We start from the raw sequence: 15,977 nt of genomic DNA on the forward strand, positions 1-15,977 counted from the left end.
CGACCGGGGGCGTCGAACAGGGAAATCAGGCAGGCAAGACGATGCAATCGAATTCGCCGTCGTAGGCGCCGAGCAGGAAGGCGTCCCACTCCTCGGGGGTGTAGACGAGGGTGATTCCGCCGTGACGCAGAGTGGTGTGACCGTTGGCGGCGGTGTGTGCGCGCAGTTCGCCACTCGATCGCCCGCGGGTGCGCAGGGTATCGAGGAACGCGGTCCATTCGGCTGCGGTGACGGTGATGACGGGCTCTTCGGCGGGGCGGTTCGCCGGGTCGCGGCGATATTTGCTGTCACGGATGAGCACCGCATCACCATCGAACCGGACCTCGACGCATTGGTTGCCATTGTTCGATCTGGTCGATGTGAACCAGCCGGTACGTACCGGCCGCGCGGTGATGGCCATGGGCAGGATTTTACACGCCGGAATAGCGTCTGATCAGGGCCAATGAGTCCAACCGTGACAACGATTGGTCCACCGCGCGCAGGTAGGCGAAGCGTAGATCGCGGACCAGATCCGGGTCCTCGACGGCCCCGCCGAACACCGCGCTCTCCACCCAGCCGAAGGTGGGCAGTTGCTCGCCGGCGAAGTCGATGAGGTGGAAGCTGGACCCGCCGAGTACCGCGCCCGCGGTGGCCGCGAACGGGATCACGCGCACCTCGACGGTGTCCAGTTCTTCGATCAGATCGGCCAGGTAGCGCAACTGTCCCCGCAATACGTCCGGGCCGCCGGTCTGCTGGAGCAGAGTGCCCTCACCGAACACCGCGGTCAACTCGACCGGGTCCGCGCCGCGCAGCCGCTCTTGGCGCCGCATCCGGATCGCCACCAGCTGCTCGACCTGGACAGGCCGGATCATCACGTCGGCGCTGATCAACGCGCGAGCGTAGTCCTCGGTCTGCAGCAGCCCCGGAACGACGAGGCTGTCGTAGCTGCGGATGCTCTGCGCACCGTATTCCATGCCGTAGAGCCGCTGCAGCTCCGGTCCGATCAACGCCGAGGACCTCGCCCACCATCCGCGCTGCTTGCTGGCCTCGAGCAAGGCGAGCAGCTCCGCGCGCTCCTCGGCTTCCACCTCCAGCAGTTCGAGCACCGGGCCGATGGTCTCGGTGGTCAGTACGCGCCTGCCTTTCTCCACGTGCGACCAGTTGGCCGGCGTGAAGCCCACCCGCCTGGCGAAGCCCGCGGAGTCGAACCCGCGCTGTTCACGCAGTTCCCGCAGCCGAAGCACCAGTTCCCAGCGGGCAACGGTGGGCGAGACGGGTGCCATGTGTGGGGATGCTACGCCCACTCCGCCGCGCGGTCGTGGTGACTATTGTCAAGTGACTTGCCCAGGACTAGGGTCGGGTCCAGCGATCGATTCTTCCGAGCACGCGTCCACCACAGCGAGGCGAGGTTGTTCGTCATGAGTACATCGCGCATCCAATCGGGCAGGCATCTGGCGTCCACGGATTTCCCGTCGATCCAGGACGCGTTCGCTCGCTGCCGTCGCTACCGCGATGACAACGGGCTCTACGGTCTCGTTGACCCGCTCCTCGGTCGCATCATGCTGGAAGTGGGCTCGGTCGGCGCGGTCGTGATGCCGAGCGGGTTCGGCCGACAGGTGCGCGAGCGGCTGGCCGCGGGGCCCGAGGCCCGGCCGGGGCCGATCATCGCGCATCCGCGCGCGGATCGCTGGACTTTCCTGACCGGGCCTACAGACAACTCGTACCTGGATACCGGACTGTTCACCGACCTTTTCCGGGTCTGCGCCTCGATCGGGTTGCCGGGCAGCCATATCGTGCTGCCCTCACCGACCGACGAGCACAGCGGCTACCGAACCTGGGTCGCGGCGCCCGACGGCGACTTCCGCCGTGATTTCGCCGAGGTGATCGCCACGACCCGGGCGTGCGCGGCGGCTACCGGGGCGTCGGCGCGGGCGGTGGAGTGAGCGTGATGCTGAACTTGTCCTCCAGCTTCTGATTCCACTCGCGCTCGCACCGCTCGATCTCGGCCTGGTCGTTGCCCGCCTTGTTCACACAGTCCACGAAGTCTTTTCCGCCCGAGTCGACGAAGAAGCTGTAACCCACGATGGTGAGCAGGATGGCGCCGACGATGCCCAGCGCGCCGAGGACCACACCGGTGATCGCCATCCCCATGCCTCCGGCGGTGCCCGCACGGGCCTTGAACACCGCGACGATCCCGAGGATGACGGCCAAGATGCCGAAGAGGTAGCCGCCGACGACCGTCCAGAAGAACAGCAGCGCGAGGATGCCGAGCACCAGCGCGGTGATCGCCAGGCCCCTGCCTTTCGGCGATTCCTGCCAGTAGGCGGGGCCGCCCGGGTACTGGCCGCCCGGCGGCTGCGGATATTGCCCGGGCGGCGGGTACTGGCCGGGCGGCGGGGGCGGATATTGCGACATGGACTTCCTCTCCGTCGGTGCCTCGCGATGCTCGGTCCGGACGAGGTGGTCCGGAGGTGCGCGGCGGTCGCCTACTGATCGCGCTCCCCGCGGACGGATGTTAATGCGAAACGGCTACTGGGCGCCCAGCCTCGCGTGCATCTCCCAAACCAAGATTTCCGAAGGCCTGCGCGCCACCACACGTTGGCCTCCCGACCTGGTCAAACGCACCGCGTCCCCCTCGTAGAGCGGGCCGACACCCTCCATGTCCACCTCCCCGCGCGCCACGAACAAATGCAAGTACGGCGCATCGGGCAGATCGATCACCTGCTCGCCCGACTCCGCGCCGGCCATCCGCGCCACATGCAGCGCCGAATGGCTGCTGTTGATGGCGATGGCAGTCCGATCGCGGTACCGGGGCAGTCCCGAGGCGACCGTCACCAGGCCACCGCCTGCCAGTTCGTCATCGATTTCGAGCTGCTCGTAGCCGGGGGTGAGACCCGGTTCGTCGGGCACGACCCACATCTGCACGAAATGCACGGGCTCGTCGTGTTCGGGGGCTCGGCCGTCCAACCGCCACGCGTCGTTCTTCTCCGAATGCAGGATGCCGGTGCCCGCGCTCATACGCTGGGCCAGCCCCGGATAGATGACGCCGCTGTGGCCCAGGGAATCCTGGTGCACCAGACTGCCCCCTAGCACCCAGGTGACGATCTCCATGTCCCGATGCGGGTGGGTGTCGAAACCCTGGCCCGGGGAGACGACGTCTTCGTTGTTGACCAGCAGCAGGCCGTGGTGGGTGTTGTCGGGATCGTAGTGCTCCCCGAAGGAGAACGAATGCTTCGAATCCAGCCAGGAGACCCGCGTCTTCATGCGGTCGCCGCCACGGTGGACATCGATGTGTGGTGTCGTGAGTGTGGACATCATGGTCCTCCTCTCGGGACCGTGCACCGATCGCCATTCAGGGTAGGAGCACTTCCACCGCGGTACTCCACATTCCTAGTAAATTGTGCCGCACTCGGCATTTTACGCGAGCGACCGGAAGGTGAACGGGAGGCGAGCAGAACCAACCGGTACGTCGAAACGTCGGGCCACCTCATCGGATATCGCGGTCCGGTCCCGATTGCCAAGCGCCGCAACGCCGCCCGGAGGTAACGACGTGCTCCAGCCCGATGACCTCGCCCGGATCGAGCAGCAACTCCGCAGCGAAGCGCGTCGCGATGGCATCGCGCATTTCGTGGTCGGCGTCGCCGTGTTCCGCGAAAACCTGCTCCTGGTGGTGCGCCGAGTCGCGGACGACTATCACGGCGGTATGTACGAACTGCCCGGAGGAGGTGTCGAATCGGGGGAGACATTCGCCGAGTGCGTCGAGCGGGAATTGCTGGAGGAAACGGGGTTGCGGATGCGCGCCGTCACCGACTTCCTCGACGGATTCGATTACGCGACCCGGACCAAGTCGAAAGTGCGGAAATATTGCTTCGTCGTGGAGGCGGAGCCAGGCGATGTCGCCCTCGCGCCAGGGGAGCACGACGCGTTCGCGTGGATCGACGCTACCGCGCTCGACGAGCTGCCGATGGCGCCGGATATGCGGCGGATGGTGAGCATGCTGGTCGACCGGGTCTGACTCGCGCGCCGCGTCCTTCGCGCCCGACGCGCGAGCGTGCGGCGACGTCGGCGAACGCAGTACGCTCGCGGACGTGTCGACTGGTCCCGCCGAAGGCCTCACTCCCGCGGAGCAACGGCCGGGTGGACTGCGCGCCACACTTCGGGCAAGCCCGGGCGTGTCGCGGCTGGCCGTTGTGCGTTTCGCCGGGCAGTTCGGCGACGGGATGTTCCAGGCGGCGCTGTCGGGCGCGATCCTGTTCAATCCGGAGCGGCAGACCGATCCGACGGCCATCGCGGCGGGCTTCGCGGTACTTCTGCTGCCGTATTCGCTGATCGGCCCGTACGCGGGCGCGCTGCTGGATCGTTGGGACCGGCGCACCGTGCTGCTGGTGGCCAACGTACTGCGCGCCGTTCTGATCGCGCTGGTGAGCGCGGGCCTGCTGGCCGGGGTCGGCGAGACGCCGCTGCTGCTGCTGGCTTTGGCTGTGGTCGGCGTCAGCCGTTTCGTCCTGGCGGGGGTCTCGGCGGCGCTGCCGCGGATACTGCCGCAGGAGTGGCTGGTGCCGATGAACTCGGTGCTGGCCACGGTCGCGTCCGGATGCGCCGGATTGGGCGCGGCCGTGGCGGTGGGAATCATCGGGCTGATCGGGGCGGGAGACTGGGCCTCGGCGGTCGCGGTCACCATCAGCGGCGCCGGGTCGGTGCTCGGTGCGGCCTTGGCGGCGGGGTTCCGGCCGCGGGCGCTCGGTCCCGCGCCGGACGCGGCGAAGGGGGACAACACCGTGCACGCGATCGCCACCGGTCTGCGTACCGGCGCGACGGCGGTGTGGGAGTCCAGAGCGGTCACGACCGCGATGCTGGGCATCGGCACGCATCGGATCGTCTTTGGCGTCAATACGCTGATCATGGTGCTGGTGTTACGCCAGACTCCGATCGACGGCTCCGGACTCAGCGGGGGCTTGGTCGGCTTCGGCGTCGCGATCGCCGCCACCGCGGCGGGCATGCTGGTGGCCGCCGGCGTCGCGCCACTGCTCATCCCCCGGCTGGGACGGGCGCGCACCGTGGTCGTCGGCCTGATCACCGCGATGCTGGTGCAACTGACGCTGGTCACGCCGATCGCGTTCGCAGACTCGGGCGCCGCGGTGGAGCGTGCGCACCAACTTCTCCTGGCCGGCGCCTTCCTCCTCGGACTCGCCGGACAGACGATCAAGCTGACCGGTGACGCGACCATCCAGATCGATATCGACGACGCCCGCCGCGGTCAGGTGTTCGCGCTGCAGGACACCGTCTTCAACGTCGCGTTCGTGCTGGCGATCGCGGCCGCGGCCCTGATCGTTCCGGCCGACGGCCGATCGGCGGGGGTGGTGCTGGCCGGCGCCGCGATCTACGCCGCGGGCATCGTGGCCATCGCGTTGAACACGCGACGCGGCGCGATCAGCTGAAAGACGGTTCGTCGCCGGATTTTCGCTCGTCTTCGCGGCTCAGCCAGTGCGCGAGGTGCTCGGGCAGCGCGTCTGGCACCGCGCCGCCGGGCCGTGCGGCCGCACGATCGGAATCCGGTAGTCGAGTGTCGCCGAGCAGACGATCCGGCACGTCCGCGTCGGTGCGGACGATCCAGTCGAGCGGCTCGCTGTCCGCATCGCCGGGCAGACCCGTGATCTCGTGGTTCCACGTGCCGAGGCCGGTGGGATCGGTGAAGAAATGGTCGAGCACACCGTCGTCGTCGAGATCCAGCGCCGCGATGTCGGCGCGGCCCGAGCCTGCCGTGTCCCACAGCGCGTCGTCGGCGATGCCGTCGCCGTCGAAATCCAGCCGCACCGCGTCGGCCGCGCCCGTATTGCCGAGTTCCAGATCGGCCTCGCTGGTCCAGACATGCACGGGTCCGTCACCAGTACCGAACACGTACTCGATCTCGTTCATATGTCTTTGGACGCGCCCGCCGCGACGCCGGTTCCATCACGTGGGCTTTTTCGATTCGCCGTCCCCCGTTCGCGGGCCTTGTTCCGGTAAGTTGACCTGTCAGCGGCCGACCGACAGGAGTCCACACGACATGGGTTTTCCGGTGCACGACCCCGACGCGGTACGACAACTGCTGGGCGCGTGGAAGACTCGGTCCGCCACCGGGCGTCCGACCACCGGATAGCCGCGGCCGGGCGGACCTGATGCGCGAATCCGGAATCAAATCCCCCTGTGCACCGGCCCTGTTCGGCGCACTGCTCGTCGGCGCCCTCACCGTGCCGATGCCCGCCGCGCAGGCCGCACCGTTCCCCTGGGCGCCCCCGCCGGTGAACAGCTGCGGCGAGATCGGATTCGACCCGCTCAACCGCGAGCCGGATCCCGCGCAACCCCCGCCGCCGCCGCTGCCCCCGCAGATCAACATCCCGGTGCCGATTCCGGAACTCACGCCGGTTCCCGTGCCCGATCCGCCGCAGGACAACACACGGATCGTGCCCGACCCGTTGCCCGCGAATCCGTGCGACAACCCGTGCCCGGACATCAGGGACAACCCGAAGCACCCCGAGCCGGATCCCGAGCCGAGCCCGACGCCCGAGACCGGGGCCGACGAGGGGACCGGTTCGAGTTCCGGCTCCTCCGGCTCCGCGTCGGGATCCGGTTCGAGCAGTGGTCCAGGCACCGGTTCCAGCTCGGGTTCCGGCGAGCCGGTCAAACTGCCGCGCATCGAATTCGAGCCGGAGGTCGAGCCGATCCCGGTCCCGGTGCCCGGCGGTCCCGGCGAGGAGCCCCAGCCCGCTCCACCGCATGTGGTGCATCCGGCCGAACCGGGCCCGCTCGCGGCCCCGGTGGCCGCGCCGATGGTCGAGTCGGTGCGGCTGGTCGAGCAGGTGACCGGGCACGGCTCGCAGAACCGCACCGACATGCGCTGGCAGGTCGACGGAACCGACCTGGGGCTGATGTGGGAGACGGAGCCCGGCGAGGTCGCCGTGGTCTTCGGCGACACCTTCGGTAAAGGCTGGGGCGGTGGCGGCGCGGGCAACGACGACCAGGATTGGCGCAGCAACGTCATCGGTTTCAGCACCGACAGCGATCTGTCCGACGGCTTGACGCTCGATACCTTCGCGCAGGACAGCCGGTGCCACGCCGCGGAGATCCTGGGCAGCCGCAAGATCAAGAACTGGGAGACCACCACCATCCCCACCTCCGGTTTCGCCGTCGGGAACCGGCAGTACCTCAGCTACATGTCGGTGAACAGGTGGAGCCGTATCCCCGGCCTGTGGTGGACCAACTACGGCGGCATCGCCTACTCCGACGATCGTGGGCGCACCTGGAAGAAAGACCAGCATGCCAAGTGGGAGAACTTCTTCGGTCTGGGCAGGTTCCAGGTCGCGGCGATGGTGCCCCACGGCGAGCACGTCTACATGTTCGGCACGCCCAACGGACGCATCGGCGTGATCGGCTTGGCCCGCGTGCCCAAGCGCCACATCCTGAACAAGTCCGCCTATCAGTACTGGGTAGGTGGCAGTTGGGCTCCCGCCGCCGAGAACCAGGCCACCCCATTGGTGCTCGGCATGGCCAGTGAGCTGTCGGTGCGCTACGACCAGGAGACCGAGCAGTGGCAGATGGTCTACCTGGATTCGGCGCGGGGCGCGATCGTTCTGCGTACCGCGGCAAGCCCGCAGGGGGCCTGGACGGACGCGATCGCGCTGGTGTCCACCGCCGACTATCCGAAGTCCTACGGCGGGTTCATCCATCCGTGGTCGACCAGCGAGGACCTGTACTTTCTCCTCTCGGAGTGGGACAGCTACAACGTATATCTCATGCACGCCCGGCTGAATCCGAGCGCGAGCCGGATTCAGCCGGCACGCTCGAACCGCACGGGCTGACCCGGGCGCGCCTGCGCGACCGCGTCCACGTCGGCGTCGACGACCACCGCGATCACCGGATACCCGCCCGTGACCGGATGATCGGCGAGGAAGACGACCGGCTGTCCGCTCGGCGGCACCTGGATCGAGCCGAGGGCCATGCCTTCGGTCGGCAGTTCGCGAGTGACAGCGCGGGTCAGCGGCTGCCCGGCCCGGCGATCCAACCGTGCGCCGACCCGGTCGGTATCGGCGGATACCTCCCATTCGCCGTGGAACAAGGCGGTGGCGTCGGTGAACCAGTCGTCGCGCGGACCGAGTACGGCGCGCACGGTGAGGACGTCAGCGGGCAAATCGGCGACAGGGGCGAGGTCCACCACCGGAATGGTGCGCGGAGAAGGCCCGACCGGCAGACGATCGCCCTTCGCCAGAGGCTCCGGCCCCAGTCCGGACAGGGTGTCGCGGCTGCGAGACCCGAGCGTCTTCGGCACATCGATGCCGCCACGCACCGCGATGTAGCTGCGCAGTCCGGTGGACGCGTAACCGAGCCGCAGCGCCTGCCCGGGCTCGAGTTCCAGCACGCTCGCGTGGCCGACGGGCCTGCCGTCGACGGTAGCGGGCGCGGGCGCGCCGGTGACGGCCAGCATGACGTGCTCCTCGGCGTGCAGGGCGAGCCCGCCGAGCAGCACCTCGATGGCCGCGTGACCCTCCGGATTGCCGACCAGCCGATTGGCCAACCGCAACGACCCGCGATCGGCCGCCCCAGCGGGACCGACACCGGAATCGAACCAGCCCGGCCGCCCGAGATCTTGGATGGTCGCGAACGGACCCACCTGCTCGACGACGATCATCCGCCACCCCCCGCGTCGAGGAATCGGACCGTGGCGCCCGCGCGAATCAACGCGGGCGGGTCGCGCTCGGCATCCCACATCCTGAGGTCGGTGGTCCCGATCAGCTGCCACCCGCCGGGTGTGCTGCGTGGATACACGGCGCTGTATCCACCGGCGAGTGCTACCGCACCCGCCGGAATCGACGTACGCGCCTGGGCTCTGCGCGGAACCGACAGCCTGCCGTCGGGCGATTCCAGGTAGCCGAAGCCCGGCGCGAATCCGACGAAAGCACACCGCCACACCGTGCCGGTGTGCGCGGCCACCACTTCCGCGGTCGTGAGTTCCAATGCCCGGGCGACGTCATCGAGGTCGGCGCCGTCGTAGCGCACCGGAATCGACACCGGGTCGGCACCGAATGCCAGGTCCGGCAATGTTCCACGGGAAACACCGGGCGACTGCTCGGCGTGCAGCGCGACCAGCAGCGTTGTCAACACCCTGCGGACGGCTTCGGCGTCACGGGGTGAATCGAGCGTGAGCAGTACCGTTTCCGCGGCGGGGAGCAGGTCCTGCACGCCGGGCACCGGGCGGTCCCGCAGCGCGGTGACGAGTGCCGCGACCACCTCGCGCCGCTGCGGCGTGATCAGCAGCGCCCGATCACCCGCCGCGCGGATCGCGTCCTCCGCCGCCTTCCGCTCCGCGTGGGTTCCCGCGCCCTTCGTCGTCATATCCAGGCCGTCATATCCACGCCTCAGCCGAACGGCTCCACCGGCACGCCGACCTCGTCCAGCGCGGTGCGGATGTGCCGCGCCATCTCCACGGCGGCGGGCGAATCACCGTGCACGCAGATGCTCGCGGCACGCACCGCGACCTCGCTGGAGCCATCGGCCGTCCGCACGGCGCCGGACTTGGCGATCGAGACCGCCTGGGCGACGGCCTCCCGCGAACCCAACACCGCCCCGGCCGCACCGCGTGCGGCCAGCGAGCCATCGGGCGTGTAGGCCCGGTCGGCGAAACCTTCGCCGACGAATCGCACTCCGGCTGCCTGGGCCGCCGACTCCAACTGGGTGCCCGCCGGGCCCAGCAGGGCCAGCCGCGGGTCGTACTCCGCGATCGCGGCCAGCACCGCGTCGGCCAGCTGCCGATCTCGCGCGGCCGAGTGATAGAGCGCCCCATGCGGTTTCACGTAGCGGACCCGGTCGCCCGCGGCCTTCGCGAAAGCGTCCAGGCCGCCGATCTGATACAGCACCTCGTCGCGCAGCTCACCGGGCGCGACCGCGATCTCTCGCCGCCCGAAACCGGCCAGGTCGCGATAACCGACGTGGGCGCCGATCCGAACACCCTTCTCGACCGCGAGAGCGCAGGTCCTGCGCATGATCGCAGGGTCGCCCGCGTGGAATCCGCAGGCGATGTTCGCACTGGTGACGATGTCGAGCATGGCGGCGTCGTCGCCCATCGTCCACGGACCGAAGCCCTCGCCGAGATCACTGTTCAGGTCCAGCGCCATGTGCGTCCTCCCAGCAGTGTGTCGCAGGCGGCCTTCCGATTCTCGTGCCCGAGCGTGGCCCTCGGCAAGGACGTCCGGTCCGCGCGAGGTGGATCACAACGCGCGGGTCCGGACCGCCGCGCCAAGTACGCTCAGTCCAATCATGGCCACGTATTTCGATCCGAAGTCCTGGTCGCCCATGCGGGCCGTCGACCTCGGAAAGCGCCTGTTCGATCAATCCTGGCTGGAGCAGTGGGTCGCGCTCAGCACCGCCTGGGTGGATCCGGTCGCCGACCTCGGCGCGGGCACCGTCACGGCGCTGCTGCCGGACGTGCTGATGACCATGCTCAGCGAGGGCATCCTGAGCCGGTTCGGCGGGCAGGAGGTCAGCGCGACCCTGCTGGGTCACGATCTGCACGCCACCTTGCAAGTGCTGAAGGTGCGTCGCCGCGGCGCGCACTTCCAGACCAAGACGGTGCTGTCGCGGCTGCGCTGGGACGATCACCCGATCGAGGCCGTGACCGTCATCGCACACGGCGTCCGCCTGATTCCGGGCGTGCCGACAAAGATCCGTACCGCCCGGCTCGACCTCGACGGCACCGTCAGCACCGCGGCGCTGGTCGGATGGCTCAACACCCAGCCACTGGACTGGGCCCTGGACGTGCACCCGAGCGGACTGATCCGAGCCCGGCACCGCCGACGGCTGCTGACCGCCCTGGTGGACGCGTCGATCAGGGACAACCGACTGGACATCGACGTACGCGCTGCGAGCTGGTTCGGCGTCCGGATACCGCGACGGATGATCGACGTTCCCGCCGTTCCGCTCGAGCACCTGCCCAAGGACGCGCGGATCGCGCGTGCCGATCGGGAGGGCGACCTGATCCGTTTCCGCGTCGAACTGCCGGAGATCACCGGGTCGTTCGACCTGGCCCAGATGCGCTCGGCGATCTTGGCGGGTACCACCCTGATCGTGTTCTGACCCGATCAGCTCTGCGACTTCCACCACTCGAGCAGCGCCGCCTCGGCCTCGTCCCGGCTGAGCGGACCACGGTCGAGGCGAAGCTCCTTCAGGAAGCGCCAAGCCCGGCCGACTTCGGGGCCCGGCGGCACACCGAGCAGTTCCATGATCGCGTTGCCGTCCAGATCCGGACGTACCTTGGCCAGGTCCTCCTGCTCCCGCAACCGCTCGATCCGCGCCTCCAACTCGTCGTAGGTGGCCCGCAGCGCGGCGGCCCTGCGCTTGTTGCGGGTGGTGCAGTCGGCGCGGACGAGTTTGTGCAGGCGGGGGAGCAGCTCGGCGGCGTCGGTGACATAGCGGCGCACCGCGGAATCGGTCCACTGACCTTTGCCGTAACCGTGGAAGCGCAGATGCAGGAACACCAGCCGGGCCACGTCCTCGGTGAACTGCTTCGGGTATTTCAGCGCCCGCATCCGTTTGCGCACCATCTTCGCACCGACCACCTCGTGGTGATGGAAGCTGACGCCGCCGCCCGGCTCGTTGCGCTTGGTGTCTGGCTTGCCGATGTCGTGCAGCAGCGCGGCCCAGCGCAGCACCAGATCGGGGTCGCCCTCCTCCTGGTCGATGGCCTGCTCCAGCACGGTGAGCGAATGCCAGTAGACGTCCTTGTGCTGGTGATGTTCGTCGATCTCCAGCTTCATCGCGGGCACCTCGGGCAGCACCCGCTGCGCAAGCCCGGTCTCGCACATGACGTTGATGCCGTCGATCGGGTGCGCGCCCGCGATGAGCTTGTCCAGTTCGACCCGCACCCGCTCGGCGGTGATGCGATCGATCTGGTCGGCCATCGCGGTGATCGCGGCCCGCACCCGGGGAAGCGGCTCGAAGCCCAGTTGGGAGACGAACCGTGCGGCGCGCAGCATGCGCAGCGGGTCGTCGTTGAACGAATCCTCCGGCGCCGCAGGCGTATCCAGCACACCCTCGAGCAGGGCGTTCATGCCGTCGAGCGGGTCGACGAACTCCAGCGCGCCGTCCGCGCCGATCTTCACGGCCATCGCGTTCACCGTGAAGTCCCGGCGCACCAGGTCTTCCTCGAGCGAGTCACCGAAGGTCACCTGGGGATTGCGGGAGACCCGGTCGTAGCTGTCGGCGCGGAACGTGGTGATCTCCAGCTGGTGACCGGCCTTGGCCGCGCTGACCGTGCCGAACGCCAGACCACCGGTATCCCACAGATGGTCGGCCCACCCGCGCAGGATGTCCTGCACGACTTCCGGCCGCGCGTCGGTGGTGAAGTCCAGATCCGTCCCCAGCCGGCCGAGCACCGCGTCCCGCACGCTCCCACCGACCAAGTACAGCTCGTGCCCCCGCGCCGCGAACATCTCGCCGAGGGGCGTCAGCACATCCGACAGCCCCCCGAGTGTCACCGCCGCGGCGGCCAGCAGTCGGGTACGTCTATCCAGCGCAGCGTCCTTGGACTTCGGCGAAACCACGAATGAGCAGCTTACCGAGCCGCGCGAACGGATATCGCGCCGCAGGCCCACGCAGCAGCCCAGATATATAAGGACACCGGCATCTACCCAGCCAGCAGCCTCCGCACACCCAGGGAGTCACCTGCCCGCCATTCCGCGCTTCACGCGATCCACCGCAGCCCGCAGTGCTGAAGACCACAACACGCCGCGACGCAGGCGGGACAAATTCAACACAGTAGGATTGCCAGGTGTCTCCGGCCGATCGTGCGAACAGTCGACGCCGCCAGCCTCGGCGCCGCGGTTCGGCCGCCAATGCCGCGAAGCCACGGATGCGCACGGTCCGGGAGACCTCGGCGGGCGGGCTGGTCGTCGACGGCTTGGACGGTCCTCGGGAATCACGCAGCGCCGCGCTCATCGGACGCACCGATCGCCGCGGGCGGTTACTGTGGTCGCTGCCGAAAGGACATATCGAAGAAGGTGAGACCGCCGAGCAGACCGCGATCCGCGAGGTCGCCGAGGAGACCGGCATCAACGGCGTGGTGGTCGCCGAACTCGGCAGCATCGATTACTGGTTCGTGACCGACGGTCGGCGGGTACACAAAACGGTGCATCATTATCTGCTGCGTTCGGTCGGTGGCGAACTGTCCGACGCCGACGTGGAAGTGACCCAGGTCGCCTGGGTTCCCTTGACTGAACTGGATTCTCGGCTGGCCTATGCCGACGAGCGGCGGCTTGCGGAGATGGCGAACAAGCTGATCGACCGGATGGAGACCGGCAAGCGATGACGCGTGGACTGTTCCGGATCTTCGTGGCGGTCCTGACCATCCTCGGCCCGGTGACGACGCTGCCACTGCTCGATTCCGCGTCGGCCGTGGCGCAACCGACCGGGTCCGGCGCCACGTCGAATCCCAGATTCCTGAAGCTGTCGCTCGATTCGGTGACGCCGACCACGGTGACCACCACCAGCGATTCGGTGCTCACGGTCGCGGGCACGGTCACCAATATCGGCGATCGCGTGGTGGACGACGTCAGCATCCGCATCCAGCGTGCGGCGGCGATCACGGCGCCGGTGGGGTTGCGCGCCACTTTGCGCCTCGACGAAGTCAATTACGACGTCAACGGCGAGTTCGAGGATGTCGCGCAGCGGCTGAATCCCGGGCAACGCAAGCAGTTCACACTGAGCATCCCGTTGCGCTCCGAGACCGGCGCCACGTCGCTGCGCATCACGGAGCCGGGTGTCTACCCGCTGCTGCTGAACGTGAACGGTGAACCGGCCTACGGCACACAGGCCAGGCTCGACGACGCCCGGTTCTTGCTCCCGGTGCTCGGCGTGCCGCCCGCGCCCAGCGACGGCGCCGCCTCCGCCGCCCCGCCGGTGTCCGCGCCCACCGACGCGCCGGTGGCGACGACATTGCTGTGGCCGCTGGCCGACCGGCCGCGGCTCGTCGCGGGCCATCCGGGCAGCGTCGACGGCAAGGTGGAGCTGACCGACGACGAACTGGCCGCTTCGCTCGGCAAGGGCGGCCGTCTCGATCAGTTGTTGGCCGCGCTGGAGGGAATGTCCGGTCCGGATGCGGTCCGTGACGCCGAACTGGCTTCGGCCGTGTGCGTCGCCATCGATCCCGACCTGCTGCTCACGGTGCGTGCGATGACCAACGGTTATCGCGTGCTCGCCAGCCCGTCCGATCCCGACGGGGCGACGCGGGCGGGCGCGGGCGCCGAACAGGCGCAGATCTGGCTGGACCGGTTGCGCGCGCTGTCCGGGTCGATGTGCACGGTGGCGCTGCCGTTCGCGCAGGTCGATCTCACCGCGCTCGCCGCGGTCGAAGATCCGGCGCTGTCCGCGCGCGCGATCAACGAACCGGCCGAGGTCGTCGACTCGATCCTGGCCACCCGCTCGGTGCGCGGGGTCAGCCTGCCGGATTCCGGCAGCATCGACGCGGGGGCGGGCCAGCTGTTGCGCGACCATGGTTTCGACACCGCTGTGCTCGCCTCGACGGCGGCCGTTCCACAGGGAAGCATGGACTGGGCGCAGTCCAGCAGTGACAGCGGACACACCACAAGCGGTTCGAGCGAGGACGTGACGACCCCGGACCCGGCCATCCCGGAAGTGGTTCGGCTGCCCGAAATCACCGCGAGTCGGCCGCCCGCACCCGCGCCGCCGACGCCGCCGGTCGCGGGCAACCCCGCACCACCTGCCGCGAGTCCACCCATCCCGCCCGCCGACCCCGCGCTGCGCGCGGTGACGTTCGACATCTGGTCCGCGACGGCGCTCGCCGCGCTGGGCTCGAATCCGCCCACCCCGCCGTTCACCCCGTCCCGGGTCCGCTACGACGTCACCAACGACTCGCGCGCGGCACGCTTGCAGGACGCGCTCGGGGCGATCTCGTGGAGCGCGCTGCATCCGGAGACGAACCGGCCGCGTTCGCTGTTACTCGTCCCGCCACAGCAGTGGGGTGCGAACAAGGACGAGGCGACCGCTTTGCTGCGCCAAGTCGACCTGCTGCTGCGCGGCAACCTCGCCACCGCACGTCCGTTCCCTGAGCTGGTGGCGCTGCCGCCGGACTCACAGCCCTACGAGCTGGACTACCTCCCGCAGGCGGCGCAGGACGCGGTCCCGGACCGGTTCGTGCTGCCCGTGCGCGACCAGGGCCGTGGGATCACCGAGATGATGCGCGCGCTGGTGGACGTGCCGGAGGCCGAGCCGACGCCACACGATTTCCTGACGCCGCTGCGCGACGACCTGTTGCGCGTGCTGAGCCTCTCGGATCGGCGTACGGGCGACGCCGCGCCGGCGGACACGTTCGCTCAGCGCCGACTGGACCAGAACACGCGGACGATGGACAAGCTCTATCGCTCGGTCACCGTGCTTCCACCGGGCGGGGTGTACACCCTCGCTTCCGAGCAGAGTCCTTTGCTGCTGGTCGCACGCAATGATCTGCCGGTGGCCATCCGCGTCAGGTTCCGGATCGAGGCGCCTGCGGAGACGGAGATCACCGATCCCGGCGAACAGCAGCTCCCGGCGAACGGATCGCGGTCGTTCCAGATTCCGACGGAGGTCAGCGACAGCCGGAACCTGGTCATTCCGATCTCGCTCACCACACCGGAGGGTGTCGCGCTCGGCAATCCCACGCAGGTCTCGGTGCGTTCGAACGCCTATGGTCAGGCCTTGGCGATAATTACGGGATGCGCCGCACTCCTGCTGCTTCTGCTGGCCGGTCGCCGTTTGTGGCGCCGGTTCCGCGGGCAGCCCGATCCGGCGGACGAGGGCTTCGATCCGGGCACCAGACGCCGGGTCAACCGGTACCGGCGCGCGCGCAGGCGGATGCTGCGGGAGCAGGAGCAGGAGCAGCTTCAGGAGACGCGGTGACCGATCCCGCTTCGACGGGGCCGCGCACATTGCGTCTACCTGCGTCGATGTGGTGTACCGCGGTGGGGTGTGGCACG

Annotated in this window: 16 protein-coding genes; 7 read left to right on the top strand and 9 right to left on the bottom strand. The window is 68.9% G+C overall.

The window, feature by feature from the left end; translation table 11 throughout:
* Positions 1-25: 25 nt before the first annotated feature.
* Together M8859_RS16765 and M8859_RS16770 are read right to left on the bottom strand one after the other, a co-directional pair.
* Positions 26-400, bottom strand: a complete 375-nt coding sequence (locus M8859_RS16765) for a DUF397 domain-containing protein (RefSeq protein ID WP_249644498.1) — start codon at positions 398-400, stop codon at positions 26-28.
* A 10-nt stretch (positions 401-410) separates the two neighbouring features.
* Positions 411-1,262 carry a Scr1 family TA system antitoxin-like transcriptional regulator gene (locus tag M8859_RS16770; protein ID WP_159923542.1) on the bottom strand — a complete coding sequence of 284 codons (852 nt, stop codon included), beginning with the start codon at positions 1,260-1,262 and terminating at the stop codon, positions 411-413.
* 135 nt (positions 1,263-1,397) lie between these two features.
* Here M8859_RS16770 and M8859_RS16775 point away from each other — a divergent pair, with 135 nt between their 5' ends.
* On the top strand, positions 1,398-1,922 hold the full coding sequence (locus M8859_RS16775; protein WP_159923544.1) for a hypothetical protein: 525 nt from the start codon (positions 1,398-1,400) through the stop codon (positions 1,920-1,922).
* On the opposite strand, the gene M8859_RS16780 is transcribed toward M8859_RS16775, so the two are convergent.
* Both M8859_RS16780 and M8859_RS16785 read right to left on the bottom strand, forming a co-directional pair.
* The gene (locus M8859_RS16780; RefSeq protein ID WP_159923546.1) at positions 1,891-2,394 is read right to left on the bottom strand and encodes a DUF4190 domain-containing protein; all 504 of its coding nucleotides are present in this window, start codon (positions 2,392-2,394) and stop codon (positions 1,891-1,893) included. The genes M8859_RS16775 and M8859_RS16780 overlap by 32 nt on opposite strands.
* 114 nt (positions 2,395-2,508) lie before the next feature.
* Positions 2,509-3,294, bottom strand: coding sequence for a pirin family protein (locus tag M8859_RS16785; RefSeq protein ID WP_159923644.1), 786 nt, complete (start codon positions 3,292-3,294; stop codon positions 2,509-2,511).
* Between the two features lie 235 nt (positions 3,295-3,529).
* Here M8859_RS16785 and M8859_RS16790 point away from each other — a divergent pair, with 235 nt between their 5' ends.
* Together M8859_RS16790 and M8859_RS16795 are read left to right on the top strand one after the other, a co-directional pair.
* Positions 3,530-3,994, top strand: a complete 465-nt coding sequence (locus M8859_RS16790; protein ID WP_236565416.1) for an NUDIX hydrolase — start codon at positions 3,530-3,532, stop codon at positions 3,992-3,994.
* Between the two features lie 73 nt (positions 3,995-4,067).
* Complete coding sequence (locus M8859_RS16795; RefSeq protein WP_321212409.1) at positions 4,068-5,417, top strand: MFS transporter; 1,350 nt, start codon at positions 4,068-4,070, stop codon at positions 5,415-5,417.
* On the opposite strand, the gene M8859_RS16800 is transcribed toward M8859_RS16795, so the two are convergent.
* Positions 5,410-5,895 carry a hypothetical protein gene (locus tag M8859_RS16800; RefSeq protein WP_159923550.1) on the bottom strand — a complete coding sequence of 162 codons (486 nt, stop codon included), beginning with the start codon at positions 5,893-5,895 and terminating at the stop codon, positions 5,410-5,412. The two genes, M8859_RS16795 and M8859_RS16800, sit on opposite strands and share 8 nt — an antisense overlap.
* A gap of 242 nt (positions 5,896-6,137) precedes the next feature.
* Between M8859_RS16800 and M8859_RS16805 the strand changes: the two genes are divergently transcribed.
* Entirely contained in the window at positions 6,138-7,817 is a 1,680-nt protein-coding gene (locus tag M8859_RS16805) for a glycoside hydrolase family 183 protein (protein ID WP_249644499.1), read from the top strand.
* On the opposite strand, the gene M8859_RS16810 is transcribed toward M8859_RS16805, so the two are convergent.
* From M8859_RS16810 to M8859_RS16820, 3 genes are read right to left on the bottom strand one after another with little or no spacing between them, the layout of a single operon-like run.
* Positions 7,787-8,644, bottom strand: coding sequence for a 5-oxoprolinase subunit C family protein (locus M8859_RS16810; RefSeq protein ID WP_159923554.1), 858 nt, complete (start codon positions 8,642-8,644; stop codon positions 7,787-7,789). The two genes, M8859_RS16805 and M8859_RS16810, sit on opposite strands and share 31 nt — an antisense overlap.
* Entirely contained in the window at positions 8,641-9,348 is a 708-nt protein-coding gene (locus M8859_RS16815; RefSeq protein WP_159923556.1) for a 5-oxoprolinase subunit B family protein, read from the bottom strand. Before M8859_RS16815 ends, M8859_RS16810 begins: the two co-directional genes overlap by 4 nt.
* Before the next feature lie 23 nt (positions 9,349-9,371).
* Positions 9,372-10,127 (bottom strand): LamB/YcsF family protein, encoded by a 756-nt coding sequence (locus M8859_RS16820; RefSeq protein ID WP_249644500.1) that lies wholly within the window; start codon positions 10,125-10,127, stop codon positions 9,372-9,374.
* A gap of 142 nt (positions 10,128-10,269) precedes the next feature.
* Between M8859_RS16820 and M8859_RS16825 the strand changes: the two genes are divergently transcribed.
* Positions 10,270-11,085 carry a hypothetical protein gene (locus M8859_RS16825; protein WP_159923560.1) on the top strand — a complete coding sequence of 272 codons (816 nt, stop codon included), beginning with the start codon at positions 10,270-10,272 and terminating at the stop codon, positions 11,083-11,085.
* A 5-nt stretch (positions 11,086-11,090) separates the two neighbouring features.
* On the opposite strand, the gene M8859_RS16830 is transcribed toward M8859_RS16825, so the two are convergent.
* The gene (locus M8859_RS16830; RefSeq protein WP_159923562.1) at positions 11,091-12,551 is read right to left on the bottom strand and encodes a CCA tRNA nucleotidyltransferase; all 1,461 of its coding nucleotides are present in this window, start codon (positions 12,549-12,551) and stop codon (positions 11,091-11,093) included.
* Positions 12,552-12,778: 227 nt separating this feature from the next.
* Here M8859_RS16830 and M8859_RS16835 point away from each other — a divergent pair, with 227 nt between their 5' ends.
* Both M8859_RS16835 and M8859_RS16840 read left to right on the top strand, forming a co-directional pair.
* Positions 12,779-13,315 (top strand): NUDIX hydrolase, encoded by a 537-nt coding sequence (locus M8859_RS16835; RefSeq protein ID WP_159923564.1) that lies wholly within the window; start codon positions 12,779-12,781, stop codon positions 13,313-13,315.
* Complete coding sequence (locus tag M8859_RS16840; protein WP_159923566.1) at positions 13,312-15,900, top strand: DUF6049 family protein; 2,589 nt, start codon at positions 13,312-13,314, stop codon at positions 15,898-15,900. Before M8859_RS16835 ends, M8859_RS16840 begins: the two co-directional genes overlap by 4 nt.
* The last annotated feature ends 77 nt before the right edge of the window (positions 15,901-15,977 follow it).

Source organism: Nocardia sputi (genome assembly GCF_023501985.1).